This window comes from Lacinutrix jangbogonensis (assembly GCF_000797445.1).
Lineage (GTDB): Bacteria > Bacteroidota > Bacteroidia > Flavobacteriales > Flavobacteriaceae > Lacinutrix > Lacinutrix jangbogonensis.
This window is the reverse complement of record NZ_JSWF01000014.1, coordinates 330866-351964: the sequence shown is the minus strand read 5'-3', so window position 1 is coordinate 351964 and position 21099 is coordinate 330866. Positions and strand designations below refer to the sequence as shown.

16 protein-coding genes and 1 pseudogene are annotated in these 21099 nt (G+C 32.7%); 7 read left to right on the top strand and 10 right to left on the bottom strand.

Annotation, left to right across the window (positions count from 1 at the left end; genetic code table 11):
- On the bottom strand, positions 1–1950 hold the full coding sequence (locus RH82_RS02215) for a peptidylprolyl isomerase (RefSeq protein ID WP_034057649.1): 1950 nt from the start codon (positions 1948–1950) through the stop codon (positions 1–3).
- Positions 1951–2338: 388 nt separating this feature from the next.
- On the opposite strand from RH82_RS02215, the gene RH82_RS02210 reads away from it, so the two are divergent.
- Both RH82_RS02210 and RH82_RS02205 read left to right on the top strand, forming a co-directional pair.
- Positions 2339–2575: a hypothetical protein gene (locus tag RH82_RS02210; protein ID WP_034057646.1), complete on the top strand. Its 237-nt coding sequence runs from the start codon at positions 2339–2341 to the stop codon at positions 2573–2575.
- Between the two features lie 267 nt (positions 2576–2842).
- Positions 2843–3616, top strand: a complete 774-nt coding sequence (locus RH82_RS02205) for a hypothetical protein (RefSeq protein WP_052158168.1) — start codon at positions 2843–2845, stop codon at positions 3614–3616.
- Between the two features lie 194 nt (positions 3617–3810).
- On the opposite strand, the gene guaB is transcribed toward RH82_RS02205, so the two are convergent.
- Complete coding sequence (gene guaB / locus RH82_RS02200; protein ID WP_034057645.1) at positions 3811–5280, bottom strand: IMP dehydrogenase; 1470 nt, start codon at positions 5278–5280, stop codon at positions 3811–3813.
- A 259-nt stretch (positions 5281–5539) separates the two neighbouring features.
- Here guaB and RH82_RS02195 point away from each other — a divergent pair, with 259 nt between their 5' ends.
- From RH82_RS02195 to RH82_RS02185, 3 genes are all read left to right on the top strand, one after another.
- Entirely contained in the window at positions 5540–6772 is a 1233-nt protein-coding gene (locus tag RH82_RS02195; protein ID WP_034057644.1) for an imelysin family protein, read from the top strand.
- Between the two features lie 70 nt (positions 6773–6842).
- Positions 6843–8249 carry a di-heme oxidoreductase family protein gene (locus RH82_RS02190; RefSeq protein ID WP_034057643.1) on the top strand — a complete coding sequence of 469 codons (1407 nt, stop codon included), beginning with the start codon at positions 6843–6845 and terminating at the stop codon, positions 8247–8249.
- 5 nt (positions 8250–8254) lie between these two features.
- A complete protein-coding gene (locus tag RH82_RS02185) occupies positions 8255–9331 on the top strand; it encodes an imelysin family protein (RefSeq protein WP_034057642.1) in 1077 nt (358 codons plus the stop codon).
- 50 nt (positions 9332–9381) lie between these two features.
- Here the strand turns inward: RH82_RS02185 and RH82_RS02180 are convergent, their stop codons facing one another.
- Entirely contained in the window at positions 9382–9630 is a 249-nt protein-coding gene (locus RH82_RS02180) for a hypothetical protein (RefSeq protein ID WP_034057639.1), read from the bottom strand.
- A 359-nt stretch (positions 9631–9989) separates the two neighbouring features.
- Positions 9990–10493, bottom strand: a complete 504-nt coding sequence (locus RH82_RS02175) for a ferritin (protein WP_034057637.1) — start codon at positions 10491–10493, stop codon at positions 9990–9992.
- Positions 10494–10691: 198 nt separating this feature from the next.
- On the opposite strand from RH82_RS02175, the gene RH82_RS02170 reads away from it, so the two are divergent.
- Both RH82_RS02170 and RH82_RS02165 read left to right on the top strand, forming a co-directional pair.
- Positions 10692–11975, top strand: coding sequence for an acetyl-CoA hydrolase/transferase family protein (locus RH82_RS02170; RefSeq protein ID WP_034057635.1), 1284 nt, complete (start codon positions 10692–10694; stop codon positions 11973–11975).
- Between the two features lie 10 nt (positions 11976–11985).
- The gene (locus RH82_RS02165; protein ID WP_316930888.1) at positions 11986–12345 is read left to right on the top strand and encodes a DUF6686 family protein; all 360 of its coding nucleotides are present in this window, start codon (positions 11986–11988) and stop codon (positions 12343–12345) included.
- Between the two features lie 7 nt (positions 12346–12352).
- Here the strand turns inward: RH82_RS02165 and RH82_RS02160 are convergent, their stop codons facing one another.
- The 6 genes and pseudogenes from RH82_RS02160 to RH82_RS02135 form a co-directional block, all read right to left on the bottom strand.
- A complete protein-coding gene (locus RH82_RS02160) occupies positions 12353–13342 on the bottom strand; it encodes an ABC transporter ATP-binding protein (RefSeq protein WP_241147988.1) in 990 nt (329 codons plus the stop codon).
- Positions 13343–13405: 63 nt separating this feature from the next.
- Positions 13406–15043 (bottom strand): ABC transporter permease, encoded by a 1638-nt coding sequence (locus tag RH82_RS02155; RefSeq protein ID WP_034057630.1) that lies wholly within the window; start codon positions 15041–15043, stop codon positions 13406–13408.
- Positions 15044–15052: 9 nt separating this feature from the next.
- The gene (locus RH82_RS02150; RefSeq protein ID WP_241147987.1) at positions 15053–16096 is read right to left on the bottom strand and encodes a Fe(3+) ABC transporter substrate-binding protein; all 1044 of its coding nucleotides are present in this window, start codon (positions 16094–16096) and stop codon (positions 15053–15055) included.
- 19 nt (positions 16097–16115) lie between these two features.
- The gene (locus RH82_RS02145; protein WP_034057733.1) at positions 16116–18563 is read right to left on the bottom strand and encodes a TonB-dependent receptor domain-containing protein; all 2448 of its coding nucleotides are present in this window, start codon (positions 18561–18563) and stop codon (positions 16116–16118) included.
- A pseudogene (locus RH82_RS02140) lies at positions 18544–19904 on the bottom strand (HTTM domain-containing protein). Before RH82_RS02140 ends, RH82_RS02145 begins: the two are co-directional and overlap by 20 nt.
- A 61-nt stretch (positions 19905–19965) precedes the next feature.
- Positions 19966–21063: an imelysin family protein gene (locus RH82_RS02135; RefSeq protein WP_034057626.1), complete on the bottom strand. Its 1098-nt coding sequence runs from the start codon at positions 21061–21063 to the stop codon at positions 19966–19968.
- Positions 21064–21099: the final 36 nt, after the last annotated feature.

Here is a 21099-nt window from a genome sequence, read left to right as displayed (position 1 = left end):
TTAATTTTCTATTGTTTGTTTTACTTTGTTCAACACGTCTTGATTTACTTTTAAGGTGTATTTAAAAGCTAGCTCTTTTAACCAGTTTTCTTCTTTAAATGCTTGATAATCGCTTGTAACATTACCTTTAGCTTCTTTAAACGTTTTTTGTGTTTTTGGTAATATCTCTTTTACATAAACCACAACATACGCATCATTATGTTTGAACATTTTGGATATGCCTGTTTTAAATTTAATCTTATTTGGTAATGCTTGGTGATTTTTATCCATTTCACCTGAGGTAAAACTTACATTGACCTGATCATTGGTATTTACTAAGGCCTTAATTGCTTCTGTGTCTAGACCTTTATCTAAAAGTTTAGGAATCTTTTTTATAACACTTTTTTTAGCTGAAGAAGCTACGACTGCATCTACACGTTCTGGAAAGAAATACCTGTTTTTATTTCCTTCATAATATTTTAGTAATGCTACTGAATCATTTTTAGCAACATTCCATATTTCAGTTTCCATTAAATCAAATAACAACAAACCATCTCTATATTCTCCAACAATTTGGAAGTAATCGATATTTTCATTGATTAAGTTTTCTTCTTGATATTTAAGTAATTCCACTTCTAGAAAACTATTATATATTTTATCTACTACAATACCCATGTCAGTCATTGTTTTGTTCTGACTGCGTTGATTTTTAATTAAAAACTGACCAAAATCATTATAAGTAATTACTTTATCTTGAATTTTAATAAACGTTTTATCTCCTTCAAAAGGTGTTGGTAGGCTCCACTTTCTATTAAAATAGTCAATAGAAACTATAGATTTAAAGTAGTCTAACTCTTTAGTGCTTTCTAGTATTCTATATTTCGCTTTTAAAGTTTTAACTCTAGAGTCTTTTATAACTTTAGATCTAGAATCTCGTTTAATTTTAGACTGTAATTCAGGTTTCATCTCTGCTAATAGCTGAATCCCTTTTTTAGCCTTAAGTTTAATAATATGCCATCCAAATTGGGTTTTAAAAGGTTTAGAAACGGTATCTATAATTTTCAATTCAAAGGCTACTGCCTCGAATTCTGGAGCACTTAATTCCCCACTAGAAAATGGTTTTAAGAGTCCTCCATTACTTGCAGTGCTTTTATCTTCAGACAATTGTTTTGCCAGAGCAGCGAAATCTTCTCCTTGGTTATAGCGTTTATAAATTTCGTTAATTTTAATCTCACTATCCTTTTCGTTCTCTTTACCTGTTTTAATCATAATATGCGCAACCGTAACTTCGCCTCTGGCTTTACGCTTATTAAAAACGGTTACAACATGATATCCAAAACGTGTTCTAAAAGGTTGCGACACTTCGCCCACTTTAGTATTGTACGCTGCACTTTCAAATGGATAAACCATTTTAAATGCTGTAAAATAACCTAAATCTTCAGCATAAACTGTTTTACCATTATGCACCTCTTTTTGCACTACCTTATAACCTTCATTTATAACACGATCCCGTAATTTAACGATTTGGTTATACGCTATTAAAGTATCTTTCGGGCTTGCGTTTTCATCTATTTTTACTAGAACATGACTTGCATTAATTTCGGTTTGCAGTCTGTTATAAGTTTCCTCAACTAAAGCATCTGTTACTTTACTATCTGACAAATAGTTTTTAGCCAGTTGTTTTTTATAACTCTCGAATTCTCTTAAATAACTTGGCTTCTCATCTAACTTTAAACGTTTTGCTTCTTGCAATTTTAATTTGTAATTAACAAAAAGCTTTAAATAGCCATCGATTTCCTTTTGAGATTCGTCTTTAACTAAATCTAAATTTTTATTATAAACTCTAATAAATTCCGAAGCATAAACTGGTGCTTTATCTATTGTAAAAAGCACGTCTTTATCTTGTGCTTGAACTAGAAATAATGAAGAAAAAATAAAAGCAAAAAAGAATAATAGGTGTTTAAATTTCATGTGTTTAAATTTATTGTTTTTTTAAGGCTACATGCTGTTCGCTATCAATCATTTCTTTATATGATGCTTTTTTTAACATGCGCATTTCATATATTTTTTAATAAATAATATGAAAGATGCAAAAATAACAATATTAGCCTATTATGCAAGTACAATAACAAACGATAGGAAAAGATTATTTATTGTTATAAAACAGCTAGTTTAGAAACAAAAATGGTTGATTAATTAACTAAATAAAATCTTTTTAATGTATAAATAAATCATTTTGCAACACTTTAATAATTGGTATTAATTATTTCTATAGTTTTACAGTATTAATTTAGAATACTCTTCGTAAATAATTATTGAAGTTTATTTTAATAATTTTAAATAAAATAGCAGTAGAAAAATGCGTAAACTTAAATTAATTTGGGATTTTAGAGGACCAGATGCTCTAAAAATTGCTGAACATCACGAGATACATTTAAAAGAATACATTACGATTGAGAAATTAAGTTTAAATATAACTGGTTTTGAAGTTTTAAACACTGCACATGCTATTGCTTTTATGGTCGTTAATGAAGACGAAATGAAACCAGTAAGAGATGCCTTAAAACCGCATCGTGGACAGGTTTATGAGGCTTAAGTTATAGCGCTAAATTAATTAAACTTTTGACATAAAACACATGCATTGCAATTTGAGTAAAACTTACAACAAGACCTGTAAAATCAATTGCTAGCTCTTTGTGTACTCTAAAAAAACCCTAATATCTCCCCTAATATTCATCTAGAAATACACGTGTAACTACGTGATTTTTGTATTGTATAATTATGTAATTTAGTTTTTACATAATTATAACTATTTGATTATTATTGCTTTAAATCACAATCAAATAGTTTAAAGCTAGCAGCTATGCAAAATCTACTTACCAAGAAGGTTAATAACATGATTAACCTAGACTATAAAAAAGAAGATGACATCTGGTTACAAAACAGTAAAACACTAAGAAAACTCATTGGTGTTTTAGGTATGGCATTGCCAATACTATTAATCATTATTACCTTTTTATTTTTCGATCTCTCTAGACCTATAGAATCTATAAGTCATTACTACTATACAAGAGCAGGAACTGTGTTTACGGTCATATTAAGTCTAATTGCTATATTCTTAATTGTGTATAGTGGTAAAGAATCAAAAGATTTTTACATCTCCACACTTGCTGGTGTATTTGCGCTGTTTGTGGTTTTCTTCCCAACTGGGAATTTAAGCGAAACATGTTGCGACACTTTAAAAGCGTACTCCGTGACATTTATTAATGGTAATGCAAGTGCAGGCTTTAGAGAGACCTTTCATTTGGTATCCGCAGCACTATTTTTATTATTGCTATCGTATATGTCCTTTTTCATGTTTACAAAATCTAATAAAGCAAAAGGACATCGTGGACAAAAAAAGGTGATTAGAAATCGAATTTTTAGAGTGTGTGCTGGGCTCATTGTAATATCACTTATCATAATATTACTTGGTTTTACGGGTATTATTAGTGCCGATATTTATAATGGGAACCAACTCACCTTTTGGATGGAAACCGTTGCTGTAGAAAGCTTTGGATTCGCTTGGCTTATTAAAGGAGAAGCGATTTTTAGTGATGATCCTGAGTTTATATCTAAGAGTGCGGTTGAAGCCTAAGAATTAAAATATTCCTAGAACTACGTATTGCCTATTTAAACAAAATCAGCCAACTTCGTTTAACTGTGGTCAAAAACTTTATGCTAAACATCTTCTAGTATTGAAACGGTTGATATCTTGATATTAAACAAACCATATTAAAAACAAAAAGCACCTTAATAATTAAGGTGCCTTTTTTAAAATTAAGTAAAATACTATCTAGAATAATTAGGCGATTCTTTAGTAATAGTAACATCATGTGGATGACTCTCATTAATCCCAGAAGCTGTAATTTTAACAAATCGTCCAGTTTCTTTAAGTGTTGCTATATCTTTTGCACCACAATAACCCATTCCTGCTCGCAATCCTCCTATAAATTGATGGATACTTTCATCTAAGTCTCCTTTATAAGGCACACGACCAACAATTCCTTCTGGTACTAATTTTTTAATATCGTCTTCTACATCTTGGAAATAACGGTCTTTACTCCCTTGTTTCATGGCCTCTACCGAGCCCATTCCACGATAGGATTTAAACTTACGTCCTTCATATATAATAGTTTCTCCTGGAGATTCTTTAGTACCTGCTAAAAGCGAACCTAACATTACAGTATCTGCTCCTGCTGCGATTGCTTTTGGTATGTCTCCTGTATAACGAATACCTCCATCTGCAATTACTGGAACTCCACTTCCTTTTATAGCTGCTGCTACTTCTAACACTGCCGAAAATTGTGGAAAACCAACACCCGCTACTACACGAGTTGTACAAATTGAACCAGGACCAATACCTACTTTTACGGCATCTGCTCCTGCTGCTACTAAATATTTAGCAGCTTCGGCGGTTGCTATATTTCCAACAACAACATCTAATTTTGGAAATTTTGCTTTAACTTCTTTTAAAACATTAACCACGCCTTTGGTGTGACCATGTGCTGTATCTATAATGATAGCATCGACACCGGATTTCACTAATGCTGCGGCTCTATCTAATGCGTCTCCAGTAACTCCTATAGCTGCAGCAACACGCAATCTTCCGTAAGTATCTTTATTTGCAATTGGCTTTTGAGTTACTTTAGTAATATCTCTAAAGGTTATTAAACCTACAAGAATATCATCTTTTACTATTAAAAGCTTTTCAATTTTATTTTGCTGAAGAATTTTCTCAGCACCTTTTAAACTTGTGCCTTCTGGAGCTGTAATCAAATTATCTTTAGTCATGACCTCAACAATAGGTCTATCGTTTTGGTGTTCGAAACGTAAATCTCTATTGGTAACAATCCCTTTTAGTTTTCCATTCGCATCTACAATTGGAATACCACCAATGCTATGTTCTTTCATAGCGTTTTTTGCATCTGCTACTATTGCAGTCAATGGTAAAGTAACAGGATCGATAATCATGCCGCTTTCAGCACGCTTTACTTTACGCACTTTATCTGCTTGCTCCTCGATCGTCATGTTTTTATGTAACACTCCTATTCCACCTTCACGTGCCATGGCAATTGCCATTTTACTTTCGGTAACGGTATCCATAGCTGCGGATACAATGGGAACATTAATGGTTATATTACGCGTAAATTTTGTTTGGATATTGACTTCGCGTGGAAGAATTTCAGAAAAAGCTGGGACTAGTAGTACGTCGTCGTAGGTTAAACCTTCACCAACTATTTTATTTTCGTGTGCTGTCATTGCAATTGGAATTAATTGCGCGTAAAGGTAATAATTATAAAGCTAGCAAACATATTTCTGTGAAATACTTTCTTTAAAAACCTTATTATACTTAATTATAGCACTTTAAAACTGAAATAAATATAGTAATGTACTTATTTCTAATAGATTATAAAATTCAGAATAATTATTATTAAGATTTATTCTAAATAGCTTGTTTTTTATGAAAATGAAAAATATATTTGCACCTCTATTTATAATTAGTCTTAATAAAAATAACATGAAAAAAAACGTTTTAAAAATAACATTAATTACAGCTGTCTCAATATTAGCGTACTCTTGTAGCTCAGATGACGATACAGCACAACCAGTAATAAACGAAGATACAGTAACCAAAACTCAAGTTATAGAGAATTATGCTAGTATAGTATACCAGTCTTATTTAGACTCTCAAAACAGTGCTATAAGTATGCAAACTGCTATAAACACGTTTGTAGCAACACCAAACGAAACCAACTTCACTTCAGCTAAAAACGCTTGGTTAGCTGCTCGTGAATTTTATGGTCAAACAGAAGTTTATAGAGGATCTAATGGTCCAATTGACCAACCCGACGAGTCTTGGAGTATTAATAATGAAGGACAAATGAATGCTTGGCCAATTGACGAAAGTTACATAGACTATGTTGAAGCAGGTACCGAAGAATACGCAGGTGATTTTAACAGTATCATTGGTGACAATAGCATCACTATAAGCGAAGCAACCATTGCCAGTTTAAACGAAGGTGGTGCAAACGAAAACGAAAAAGCCATAAGTTCTGGATGGCATGCAATAGAGTTCCTTCTTTGGGGACAAGACAATAGCTTACCAAGCGCAAACTTACCAGGTTTAAGGTCATTTACAGATTATACAACTGCTACCAATGCAGACAGACGCGCACAATATCTTCAAGTTTCTACAAATTTATTAATAAACGATTTGCAAACCTTAGTGAGCACATGGAACACAGGTGGAACGTATAGAACTGTTTTTACAAATTTAAATGAAAACATTGCTTTAAAACAACTAATTACGGGTGCTTTTTTTATTGCCGGAGATGAATTAAGCTTTGAGCGTATGATTGTAGCTGTAGATTCTGCTGGAGGTATTAGCGGTTTAGGTCAAGAAGATGAGCATTCCTGTTTTAGTGATAATACAAATAGAGATGTATATACTAATGCTAAAGGTGTTTACAATGTAATATTTGGAGAATACAGCATCATTTCTGGGGCATCATTTTACGATTTAGTAAAGCAAGCAAACCCAACACAAGCTGCTGCTTTAAAGGTCTCTGCAGACACTATGTTAGCAAAAGTGACTACATTAGGAAATAGCACAGAACCATTTGATTTATTAATTACACAAGAAACATCTACAGACACTAATTTAGGTTTAGTAATGCAAGCTGCGATAGCTTTACAAGAATTAGGAGATGTAGTTAGTGCTTCGGCAACTGCAATAGGAATTAGTCTATAATTATTATTCTTATTACAAATTAAAAGACATCCCGAATATTGTATTCGGGATCTCTTTAGTTTTAAAAACTATGACTAAACTGCAAATAATACTATATATTTCACTTTCAATAACGTTACTTCATTGCAGTAAAGAGGACTACGAACCCATACCGCAAAACGTCTCTATTTACGAAGAAGGAGAAGAATTATTAACAGGCCCTTTAGGTGTTAACGTTACTAATAATACTGCTTTTGGTAGGCAAATAGATGGTTTAACGTTTCAACAACAAGCACTATTTGGTACGGGAAACTCACTATTTAATCAAAGTTGGGTATCCTCACCGGCCTCTACAACAGCAAGAGATGGATTAGGTCCAACTTTTAATGCTCGTGCTTGTAATACTTGCCATTTTAAAGATGGTCGTGGTGAACCTTTGCAGAACGGTATGATCTCTAATGGATTTTTAATGCGTGTTAGTTTAGCTGGACAAAATGCAAATGGAGATGCTATTGCTGTTCCAGAATACGGTACGCAAATTCAAGATCGCTCTAATAACGGGATTCCTTTTGAAGCTAAAGTAAATGTAACTTATCAAGTAATTCCTGGAAGTTATCCAGATGGCAATACTTACGCCTTACAGAAACCTATTTACACCTTTCAAGAAGAGCAGTTTGGGTCGCTTTCTGGTGTACAAAAGTCGCCAAGAGTAGCACAACAAACTATTGGTTTAGGTTTAATTTCTGCATTACCAGATTTTGAAATTATTCAATTTGAAGACATAAACGATAGTGACAATAATGGTATTTCCGGACGTGCCAATTTTGTTTATAATTATGAAACCAATACCACGCAATTAGGTAAATACGGGTGGAAAGCAAATGCACCAACCTTGAAACAACAAGTAGCATCTGCTTTTCATGGTGATATGGGCTTAACGAACTCCATTTTTATGGAGGAAAATTGCCCGTCACCACAGCAAGATTGCATCGATGCTCCAAATGGTGGTAGTCCAGAAGTAACTAACGACCAATTAGATCGCGTATTATTTTATCAAGCACACTTAGCAGTACCAAATAGACGTAATTTTAAAGATGAAAATGTTTTAAAAGGCAAAGTACTGTTTAACACACTTAACTGTATTGGATGCCATACCATTAATCAAACCACTGGAACTACTGCGCCAAGCGCATTGCTTAAAAATATTACTATAAAACCATATTCTGATTTTTTATTACATGATATGGGAAACGATTTAGCAGATAATAGAACCGATTTTTTAGCCACTGGAAACGAATGGCGCACACAACCTCTTTGGGGTATTGGCCTAATTCCTGCAGTTAATAACCATTCTAATTTATTACACGATGGCCGAGCAAGAACTATAGAAGAAGCTATTTTGTGGCATGGCGGTGAAGCTGATGCTATAAAACAAAACTTTAAAAATCTACCTCTTGATGAACGTCATCAAGTTATTGATTTTGTAAATTCATTATAACTACTATGAAAAAAATAAGTCTTTTACTCGTTTTATTATTCGCATTTAATTGTAATAAGAACGATGATAACCAAACTGATAACGAATCTTTTAATGTAAAAGTTCTAGTTTCAGATATCACGAATAAGCAAATACTGCACAAAGTTAATACTTTTGTTAACGAGAGTGCCCTTTTTAATATTAAGGTAGAGGCTTACTTAGCAGCTACAACAGAAACAAATTTATCTGTAGTTCGCGACCAATGGAAACAAACGGCTTTGACTTATGGTGCTATTTATGCTTATAATATTGGTGCTATTAGAGACCAATTTATGGATCGCATACTTTACAATTGGCCAACATTGCCCTCGGCTATAGAAAATGCAATAAATGATAATTCTGAGATTACTCAAGAACTCGTAGCTGGTTTAAGTCCGCAAATAAAAACCTTATCAGGATTAGAGTATTTGCTATTTGGAAGTGACCTTGAAGCGGCTAATAATTTATTTATAGCTTCAGAAAAAAGAAGAAATTATTTGAAATTCGTTGCTTTAGATTTTAAAACTCAAGCAGAAAGACTTAAAGGTATATGGAACACTCCGGGTAATTTTTCACTATCACTAATTGATAATGAGGACACCGGTATTCAGAGCTCATTTAATATAATTTATAATGGCCTGTATAATTTAATTGAAACTGCAAAAATCAGTAAAATAGGAAAACCTGCAGGCTTAGAAAATTCGTCTTTAATAAACCCTGACCAGACACAAGCTTATTTTAGTGCGCTGTCTTTGCTTATTTTAAAAGAAAATATTAATAGTGTGGAAAAGACTTATTTTAATACTGAGGGTCTTGGCATAGATGATTATGTGTTTTTTATTACCAAAAACATGGCTTTAAACACTGCAATAGCAACAAAAATTATAGACGTTAAAAATGCTATCGACGCTATACCTGTTAGTCTTTTTAATGCTATTATATCGCATCCAAACCAAGTCAGGACTTTACACGAAGAATTAGAGGCTTTAAGTATTTTATTTAGTGTAGATGTAAGGAGTACTTTATCTATAATTATAACATCTACAGATATTGATGGTGACTAAAAAACAAAAATAGTTAGCAACTAGAACCAACCATTTTTATAATTTAATTACTAAGCCGAAGCATTTTGTGGTGCCCAACTTGAACACAACATATTTGACGCTGCTTTTTGAGGGTTTGCACAAGATGACTCTTCATATCTGGCGCAAGTTCCACAATTTGAATTATTTTTTAATACTGCCTTCATTTCAAAACTATCGCAAGTATAACTTGTATCGACAATTACGCCATGAACTTTACATTTACTGTTAGATGTTAGACTTTCACAATTTACACAACTGTTTCCTATTCTTATGGACATAAGCTTATTCTTTTTAATTAATATAAATCAAATTTAAGCGTTATGGGCTTTAGAATGAAACAAATAACTGATTACGAGATATTTATACTTAGACTGCTTTAAAATAATACAAAACACAAAAACATAAGTATTGGGTTATTAATCAGTTACATTCAAATCAATTGTATTCAAATAGACTTATAATTTAGGACAACGTTTACAATTCGTTTTTCCTTTTTTCTTAAATTTTTTACAACACTTCTTCTTCTTCTTCTTCTTCTTCTTCTTCTCTTTATTATAAACAATACATGATGAAGTCATTGTTGTACACTTTAAATCGGTATCCAAATCAAAAGAGCTATCTGTTTCCATTTATTATTTTATTCTTGTTCCTGAGAAGCTGCAATAGCCTGTATATCACGATCAAAAAGATAATGTCCAGATTTATCACTACCAATAATATTTAACTTATCTAACAATGTTCTTGCCATTGCTTCTTCTTCCAGCTGTTCTGTGACATACCATTGCATGAAATTATGAACGTTATAATCTTTTTGTTGAAGACACTCATAAATAACATGACTTATTTGCTCTGTCACGAACATTTCACTTTTTAAAAATTTCTCAAAAAGCTCGTTCAAATTTTCAAAATCATCCATCGCCTTTTCTAATTTTGGAATGATTACTTTTCCACCCCTTTCATTTACAAACTTGACTAACTTAATCATGTGCGCACGTTCTTCTTCAGACTGACTATAAAAGAAATCTGCAACACCGTTATATCCTGTAGAATCCGCCCAAGAGGCCATGGCGAGATACTGCATAGACGCTTGTGCTTCGTACCTAATTTGATTGTTTAATAATTTTTCTATTGAAATATTCATAACTATTTAGTTTGTAACAAATTTAATAAAGTTTTAAATAATATGAGGAATATATTCCAAAATTTAGATGGTTTCTTATAATAACTACTGGTTGATATGATTTCAAAAAAAAAGTCGCATTATTAAATAAAATTATGAGAAAACCTTATTTAGAATCATTTTAAATTACTAATTTTGTTTAACTAAAACATACAACTTATGGCCTATAAAACAACTGCTAAAGACGCCGTTAAAATAATTAAATCTGGAGACAGAGTATTTATACACACAGCCGCAGCGGCTCCTGGCATACTTATTCAAGCAATGACCAATAGACATAACGAACTAGAGAATGTTAATATTATTTCGGCTCATACAGAAGGACCTGTACCCTATGCAAACCCAAGATATAAAAACAGTTTCAATATTAATTGCTTTTTCGTAGGTCATAACATAAGACCATATGTACAAAAAGGAAGTGCGCACTATATCCCTATTTTTTTAAGTGAGATACCAGCACTATTTCGAAGTGGCAGAATGCCAATAGATGTCGCTTTAATTACCGTGTCTGTTCCCAACAAAAAAGGGTTTTGTTCCTTAGGCTGTTCGGTGGACATATCCAATGCAGCTGTGGATACAGCAAAATATATTATTGCACAAGTAAATCCAAATATGCCTTTTGTTCATGGCAATGGAATAATACATTTAAACAAAATCCATTCTTTTATAGATGTAGATGAGCCTTTACATGAAATGCCTATTAAACCGATTAGCAATCTAGAAAACGAAATAGGAAAAAATATTGCTAATCTTGTAGATGATGGTGCTACACTTCAAATGGGAATTGGAGGCATACCCAATGCGGCCTTAAACTACTTAAGTAATCATAAAAATTTAGGTATTCATACAGAAATGTGTTCTGATGGCATTATAGATTTGGTAGAAAGTGGAGTAATAAATGGAAGCAAAAAAGTAACTGAACCTGGCAAGATTGTTTCTGGTTTTGCCTTTGGCACAAAACGTATTTATAATTTTATTGACAATAATCCTATAGTAAATATGATGGATGTTGGCTATGTTAATGACACAAGAACGATACGGCAAAACCCTAAAGTCACTGCCATTAATAGTGCTATTGAAATAGATTTATATGGCCAAGTCTGTGCTGATTCTATTGGGACTAAGCACTATTCTGGAGTTGGTGGACAGATGGATTTTATAAGAGGCGCTACGCTATCTAAAGGCGGAAAAGCCATTTTAGCTTTACCATCGCGAACCAGCAAGGGTATCCCTAGAATAGTGCCTACTCTAAAAACTGGAGCTTCGGTTGTTACCACAAGAGCACATGTACAATTTGTAGTCACAGAATATGGTGTAGCTTCTCTTTATGCTAAAAACCTTAAGGAGAGAGCTAAGGCGATAATACAAATAGCACATCCTGATGATCGTGAATTTTTATGCAAAAAAATATACGAGAACTCTAAAATATTAGTGCACAATTAAAATAATTATTTTGAAAGATATAAATCGAATATACCACAACAGCATAGGCATAACATTTACTTGGAATTTTGATAACTCACGCAACGGAAAAAAAATCCAACTTGTTTTCCTTAATTTAAGTATGTGTCTATCTACAAAAAAAATAGAAAAATTTCTTAAGACCATAAAGCGCTTACAAAATGAAATAGCTAATGACAAAAGCAATAACAAAAAAGAGAATTGTGAATCTTATCTATTAGAAACGCCTTCAAAAGATACTTGTATTGTTATAACCTATACAGAATTAGAGACATTAAAAGATTTATTGGAAGGTGCATTATTTGGATATAGTATGAATAATTTACTAAGAATTAATATGATTAATAAATAGCAGTTTATTAACTAAACACTAACAGATCATTATTTTTAAATCCCAATGTAAAAAATCCTTCAATTTTACTACGAGTTGTCATATTAACAATCGACTTATTAGGTAATACTGCGGTATTTAAAAAACCTTGACCAGCAAACTGACATTTTAAAACCTGTGCTTTTAATACGTAATCTGCTGCTTCATTAATCTTAAAATCTTCAATTCTTAAAGCATAACGTTTATGAGCTTCAGGTTTAAAACCAAAACAGAATAAGTCCTCTTGTTGCAAGGGAACTAAAGCCCCAAAAAGCGAAGCCACATAGCTGCTATTTGGGCATTTATAGACTTTCTTTGGCGCACCTTTTTGTATAATCCCCCCCTCTTTTAATACAATAATTTCATCTGCAATAGCGATAGCGTCTTGGGTATCATGCGTAACAAATAATGCCGTTACATTAGTTTGCTTTAAAATATCAAAAATATCATTGCGTAATTTTATTTTAAGATTAGTATCTAGGTTACTAAAAGGCTCGTCTAAAATTAAAAGCTCTGGTTCTGGTGCTAAAGCTCTAGCCAGTGCAACACGCTGTTGCTGTCCTCCAGAAAGCTGAAATGGAAACCTATTGTCAAAGCCATGTAAGCCCACACGTTCTAAAACCGCAGCAATACGTTCCAATTTATTTGCTTTTTTTGAAAGGCCATAGCCCACATTCTCGGAAACCGTTAGGTGAGGAAACAAAGCATAATCTTGAAACACCATCCCAATATTTCTATTTTCTGGCGCCTTAAATATAGTATCACACGCAATGGTGGTATCATTTAATATTATGGTTCCATAATCCTGTGTTTCTAATCCTGCAATTAGACGCGCCAATGTTGTTTTACCGCTTCCACTCTCGCCAACGATAGCAAGAATATCACCCGTTTTAATTTTTAAATCGATAATATTAATAACTGCCGTTTTACTTTGAGCAAACGTTTTTGATAATCCTATAATTTCTAAAATGTACTTCAATATACTATTTTTTAAAATGTAATATAACCGCCTAAATGAAGCATCGACATCATAATTAAACTGCTATTTTTTATTTCCGTTCAAGATAAGTTTATTTAACAAAATGATAGGTAAAACACCTGTTAATATAATACATAAGGATGGCAGTGCAGCTTCCATAATTAATTCATCGCTGGCATACTCATAGGCTTTTACAGCTAATGTATTTATGTTATACGGTTTAAGAATAAGTGTTAATGGCAACTCTTTCATAACATCTACAAAAACTAATATAAAAGCACTTAACAATGCCGTTTTTAATAAAGGAAAATCGATTTTAACAAAAGTGATTAAATTAGTCCTTCCTAAAAGGTTGGAAGACTCTATTAAAGTCTTACCAATTTTAGACTGTGCGGCTTCGATAGGATTAAAAGCCACTGCCAAAAACCTTATGATATAAGCATAGATTAACACTATAATGGTTCCATTAATTATTAGACCTATAGCTATTTCAAAATTATTTTTAAAAAAACTAATCATCCATTTGTCAAATTGCAAGGTCGGTATCATAACACCAATTGCTATAATCGCACCAGGAATAGCATAACCTAAAATAGCAATTCTAGAGCTTTTACGAAGCCATTGTAAACGATTCCATTTTGGAAAATACAAAATTAACAATGCCAGAAATACGGTTAGAAAAGCGGTTAAAAAAGCGACACCAAAACTTTGAAATGCAATTTTAAAAAAGGCAATAGACACCACATTAGAAGCGGTTAAAACACTCCAATACACGAGTTGAAATAGCGGCAATAAAAAACCACTAATTACAGGAATACAAACGATAAGAAACAGCACAAACCTTCGCTTTTTTGAAACCTCGATTTTTGATAATTCTATATCACTTTTATTGGCTATTGCATAGTTTTTAGAACCTCTCTGCCAACGTTCAATACCTATAATAGCGAAGACAACAATTAATAATATTGCAGATAAATAAATTGCTGTAGCAGGTTCTTCCAGAGCAAACCAAGATCTAAAAATACCAGTAGTAAAAGTACTTACACCATAATATTGTGCTGCTCCATAATCGTTAAGCACTTCCATTAAAACCAATAGTAAACCACCTACAATTCCAGGCCTTGCTATTGGCAAAACTATTTTAAAAAATGTTTTTTGTTCTCCAACACCTAGCATTTTTGAGGCTTCTATTAAGCGTGCGGATTGATATAAAAAAACGGAACGCGCACTCACATAAACATATGGGAAAAGCGAAACGCCTAGAATAAATATGAGTCCGAAAATATTTGTAATATTAAATTTAACACCAATAATACCTATTGCTTTTAGCATTAATTCTAGTGTACCTCCATAATCGAAAAACCCAGCATAAGCGTAAGCTGTTATATACGATGGTATGGCCAATGGTAAAATTAACATCCATTCTAATTGCTTTTGAAAAGGGATGGTATATCGGCTCACTATCCATGCACTAGAAACGCCAAACAAAACAGTAATTACTGTACAACCAAATATTAAAAATATTGAGTTTAGAGTGTAATCTAATAGCACATTCTCAATAATATGAAGCCATGATTCTCCAGGACCTAGAAATATTTTTAAAAAGATTGTAATTATTGGTATTCCTATAAGAAGCACAAGGACCACTGTAAATATTGACCACTTGTTTATATTTCTTCTAAAATGCTTTAGGTATTTCATATTAAAACTCTACTTCCAACCTACCTCATCGAATACTAAAACAGCCTTTTTGTTATTGTTACCCAAAGTAGATAACAGTAAACTATCTGCCTTAAAATCCCCCCAACTTTTCAATAAGTCTGAAGGCTCAACGGCACTATTAACAGGATACTCATAATTTGCTTTTGCAAATACTTCTTGCGCCTCCACACCAGATAAATATTCGATAAATTTAATAGCATTCGCTTTATTTGGCGCATATTTAGCAACACCTGCTCCACTAATGTTTATATGGGTTCCTCGATTTTCCTGATTTGGAAAAAATAGACCAACACCATTTCCTGCTTTAACCTCTTCCGGATTACTAGAATTTAATAATTTCCCTATATAATACGTGTTTACAATTGCTATATCTCCTTCTCCAGCAACTATTGCTTTCACCTGGTCTCTATCGTTACCTTGTGGTGACCGTGACATATTACCAACAATATTTCTTGCCCATATTCTGGCGTCATCCTCACCATCGTTAGCAATAATTGATGCTAGTAATGACTGGTTGTAAATGTTTCCAGAAGATCGCACTAATATTTTTTTATTCCATTTAGAAGCGGCTAAATCTTCATAAGTCGATAATTGTTGTGGACTCACGCGATCTTTAGCATAAGCAATAACACGCGCTCTTTTTGTTAAAGCAAACCACTGGTTATCTTCATCTCTTAAATTTGAGGGTATGTTTACCTCTAACACCGGTGAAACTACAGACTGTAATAAACCTTTATCCTTAGCACGCACTAAACGTCCCGCATCTACAGTTATTAAAACATCGGCTGGACATTGCGCGCCTTCTTTAGTCATTTTTTGCATCAGCTCATCTGCTTTTGCATTGACCACATTGACTTTTATTCCTGTCTGTTTTTCAAAATTCGCAAATAACTCTTGATCTGCAGGATAGTGTCTGTGCGTATAAACATTAATTTCTTGCATTTTTTTTACTAAAACAGGACCTTCTATGCCATTACCCTTGTCGTTTTTACAAGCTCCAAAAACTAGTACAGCTAGCAAGATAAAATACATTTTTTTCATATAAAATAATTTATAATTGAACTTGTAATGTGGTATAAAAATTTCGATTTGCCGATGGTATAATCCCTGGTCCAGGATATCCAGTTGCACGTCTTGTAAAGTACATATTATCTAAAACGTTATTGATACCGGCTTCTAATTTAAAACGTTTGTATTTATAAGATACAGAAAGATCTAAAACGTTGTAGCTAGGAATTACACCCACAATACTATTTAAATTATCGCCACCAGGATCGTTACCGGCATCTGTAAATTGCGACGATAAATAGGTGTATTGTATATTAGACAACAAGTTTTTATACCCAAATTGCAAGCCTGTTTTTATATTAACTTCTGGAATGAATTCTACTTTATTACCGACTCTTACATCACTACTAGTATTGTCAAAATTAGTAGATGTGTATTCTGAAGTTACAAAAGAAGCATTGATAAAATAGTTAGCGCTAAACCCTTCATTTAGATTAAAGATTTTTTTAAGATTAAAATCGATTAGCGATTCTATTCCAAAAATTCTAGCATCTCCAACATTAACTCTTAATTTTCCAACGTTATTAATTGGTGGGATTATAGCATCAATCAACCCAATTCTATCGCTATAAAACAAACCAAATACATTAGCATTGTAAGACACATATGTATTAATATTACCACGAACACCAATGTCTGTTGTAAAACCAGATTCGTCTTTTAAATTTGGATCGACAGCATTAGACGGATTTACAATGTTTAAGTCTCCAAAAGTAATCGAGCGATAATTTTGCGAAATATTACCATAAAACTCTAGAGCTTTAGAAGATTTATAACTCACTCCAAGTCCTAAAAGCACAAAAGCACGTTGGTTTTCAATATCTTGAGCTTGTGTTCCTGCATCAATAGGATTTCCTGCACCATCAAAATTAAACGTTTGTATTACACCAACACTTGCTGTTTTTATATATTCGAACCTAGCACCCGGAGTAATCGATAATTTATCATTAATATAAAAAATATTTTCACTAAAAGCAGCGAGGTTTAGGTTTGGGTTATTATAATCTGATTGTGTTGGATAAGAAGGGTATGCTTCTATTGCTGAAGAAAAATCGGGATCATTACCATTACTACCTGGCCCTTGAGAATATCCATTTTCAGCTTTATAAAACTTAGCTCCTACCAAAAAAACGGCTTTTTTATCTGCAATTTTATATTTAGTTAATAACCGTGTTTCAAAACCATAATTATTAAAATCGCTACTAATTAAATCTCTAGCATTTCCTGGATCTGAAACATCTGTTCGCCTATCTCTAAACCCTAAAGCAACTCTATTAGCATCTAAGCCAAAAGCATTAAAAGTAAAATTCGTGTTTTCTGAAAACGAATGCGATAGTTTCAGATTATACAATAACCAATCGACCTGAAACCAATTACGCGCACGATTACTTTGATAAGGATTCTCATCAAATTGCCTGTCGTTTAAACCACCAGCTTGTTTTGCTAAATATCTTAAATAAGTAATTTCTCCAGTTAACTTTGTGTTGTCGTTAAACTGATAACCAACATGTGAATACACATTTTTAGATTCGAAATTAGAATTTGGTCTAAACCCGTCGCCTTTTTTGTAATTGAAAAACGTATAATAACTCAGTTTGTTTTTTGTACCACTTACGCTTGTAAAGTTGGTGTATAAACCATTACTTCCTACTGTATTTCTTGTTATAAATTCGAAAGGTTTATGAGCATTAGGGGTCTTCATTTTAAAATTCACTAAACCCCCAAACTGTGTTCCATACTGCAAAGAAGCTGCACCTCTAATAATTTGAACTTCGCTTAAACCCTCTGCTGCTGGTGTGTAATAACTCTCTGGATACCCCAAAACATCTGCACTAATATCGTAACCGTTTTGCCTAGTATTAAAACTTGCCGTTCTATTAGGATCTAGACCGCGACCTCCAATATTTAATTGTAAACCTGCATCGTCATTCTGATAAATGTTTAAACCAGCCACTTGACTGTATATTTGCCTAGCATTATTAGACGCTAAGTTTGCCATAGACTGCTCCACTAAAACCACTTCAGTTTTTTTACCTGCATAAATAGAAGTTTCTTCAAAATCTCTTAAACGTTTTAAAGCAAATATTTTTACTTTTCTAGACGTCAGTTCTACTTCAGAAAGCGTTTGAGACAACGCATTTAATGTAATGTCAAATACACTATTTTTAGTTGTGCTTACTGTTTGTTCTACAACTTCAAACTCGTAAGAAAAACAGGCGATAGTTAGGGTTTCTTTTTCAGTTTCAAAGGTGTAGTAACCTAGCGCATTAGAGCGCGCTAATAACCCAGCATCTTTATCGTAAATCTCTACATTTTCTAATGGTTTGTTAGAAGATGCTTCTGTAATAGTTCCAGAAATTTTGTTTTGTGCAATGCTAAAAAACATACATAAAAAACAAGCGATAAATAATTTATAATCCTTTAATGTCATCGTTAAATGGTAAAATCCAATATTTGGGTTTAAATGATTCTTTTTCGGCATACAAATTTACGGTTTCATCTATAAATGGCTCACTTAATCTACCATTTAATGCGACATAACTTTTAGCGTAAACGTGTACATTTTGATGGCCTTGATTTTTAAAATGATTCCCTAGGAAATGCGCATATTCAATAATAAAATCTGGTTGAAAACTCATTTGCTTTTCCTGCAAGGGCGTTAAGAAATCACTATTATTAACATAAAAAAAAGTATTTGTTTCTCCATTTGTTATTTTAAACGTGGTATTTCCCATTTTTTCCATGAGCATAACTCGCCATGAAAAACGATAGCCTTCTTCAGTCCAAAATAGCTCACCAGGATATAAAAGGTATCGAAATGGAATAAGTAATTGCAACACCAAAAACACGCCTACAATTGGTATAATAATTCTGTTCTTTTTTGATTGAAACACTGCTTTGGTTTGTATCGCTTTCGCGGAAGAAATACGCACGAATTTTTTAATAAAACTAATAATTTTAATATGAAGATTAGCATCAAAAAATATAAGCGTACTAATAATCATTACATACGGAAACATCCCAATTGGAAACAACACACGTGTAAAAACATGAAAAACTACGACAAAGAAAAACGCCACGCCTCTCGTTTTCTTGTATAATAGAAAAAAAGGAATGAGCAAATCATAAAACATACCAGACCAACTCATGGCATAATGAAACCAATTTTGATGCATTAAGGTATTACCAATTAATGGCACATCATATTTAGACGGCAACCATATTTTTAAAGGCATGGCTTTAAGTAACCAATCGCTATTGATCTTGGCTAATCCTGCATAAATGTAAACAATACTTAATAGTAATTTTATACTATCGCTTGTCCATTTTGGTATATTTCTATATTGTATTTTATTACGGTACGCATCAATAGAAAAGTATTTATTTGCAGGCAAAAAAATCAATAAAAAACTAAGGACACTTATAAAATAATAATGATTTAAATATGTGGTTTTCTCAATAAGTTCAATGTACGTAAAACTTAAAAAAAAGTTATAATTGCCAAACGGTATTTAAAGCCTATCGCGACTAAAAGCGCAGCAATTCCGCAGACGACAAATAAAAGATAGGTGTAATCACCCCAGGTTTTCACCCATTCAAACCCATAATACTTAAAATGAAATTCTGGTTGTATATAAATGGTTTCAATCCAACCTTTTGCCCAGTACCGAATAATACTATATAACATCATTAATCCAAAGCCTATGCGAAATACAGCTAACGGTGCTGCATTTGTGGTTTGTCTTAAATATGTTTTTAAAGTGTTATTCATGATACAAAAAAACGCAGTCTTTAAAAAGGTTCTAGACAAGCTTTACTTTAATCTTTTTAGATTAATCACCATCTGCATCAATATATTCTACACTAACATTTAAGGCGGATAACATATCAGACTTTAAAGAGACAACGGCTAATTGAATCGCATCATAAGCGTCTGTCATTTTACTATTATCTGTTTCAACCTGATTTTTTAGATTTGAATTTAAAGCTTGTACTTTTAGTCTCGCACTATCAAAACGCGTATTTATGACTTCGACTAAATCATTTCTATTTAAGCCCATTAAATAGGTTTTATAACTTTCGCCTTCAATATTACTGTTGTATGCTTTTCCATTAAACACATCTTGCACAGCATCTAAAGCAACTAGTAATAATTCTTTAGAATTATCTTCTTTGTAAAGCGCTTCCACTTTAGAGGGTAGCGGTGTACTTGAAAACACTCCTGATGGCGTACCCACTTTATCTGCTCTTAATCGCTTTTCATAATAAAAAACGTAAGCATTTAGTATTTGGTTTACAGCACCAGACTCTATATTGTTTGTATTAACGACAAAACCATCTCTGTAGCTCGACGTCCAATCTGTGACTACAGTATTAGTTAGTAACTGCATTCTGTTAATTAAATCTGACAGGTGATTTTTGTGATTAACATTAGTATACACCTCTAAAATAGCTGAGTCACTATCTGCTAAGCCATACAACATATAGTCTACAGCAGGAAAACCAACAGCATCGTTATTATTTACATTTGACAAATCGTAATTACCAGTCGCAATATTATTTTCAATATCTGTTGTATTTGTTGGGTAAATATTCATTTGCGCTTCAAAGAAAACTTCTTTTGCTTTACCAATTTGAAACATTTGAACAGCTTGGTATGTTTTGTATGCACTAAACCAATCGGTTCTTAAAGTCTCTAAATTCGCTTGGTTTACATTCGCAACAAAAACAGCTTTAGACGCTACCAATGTGTTTAAATCTGACTCCAAATCTTGATATGCCGGTATAATAATATTGTCAGCAATATTGGTAAGCATTGCCGCTCTGTTAAAGGTGTCACTTGATGCATTGCCAGAAATTGCATCGTCAGATTCTGAACATGCAAATATGGCTAAACTAAAAATGGCTACTGCTATTATTTTTTTAATCATCTTGATATAATTTTATTTTTTTTTAACTTTGCAAAA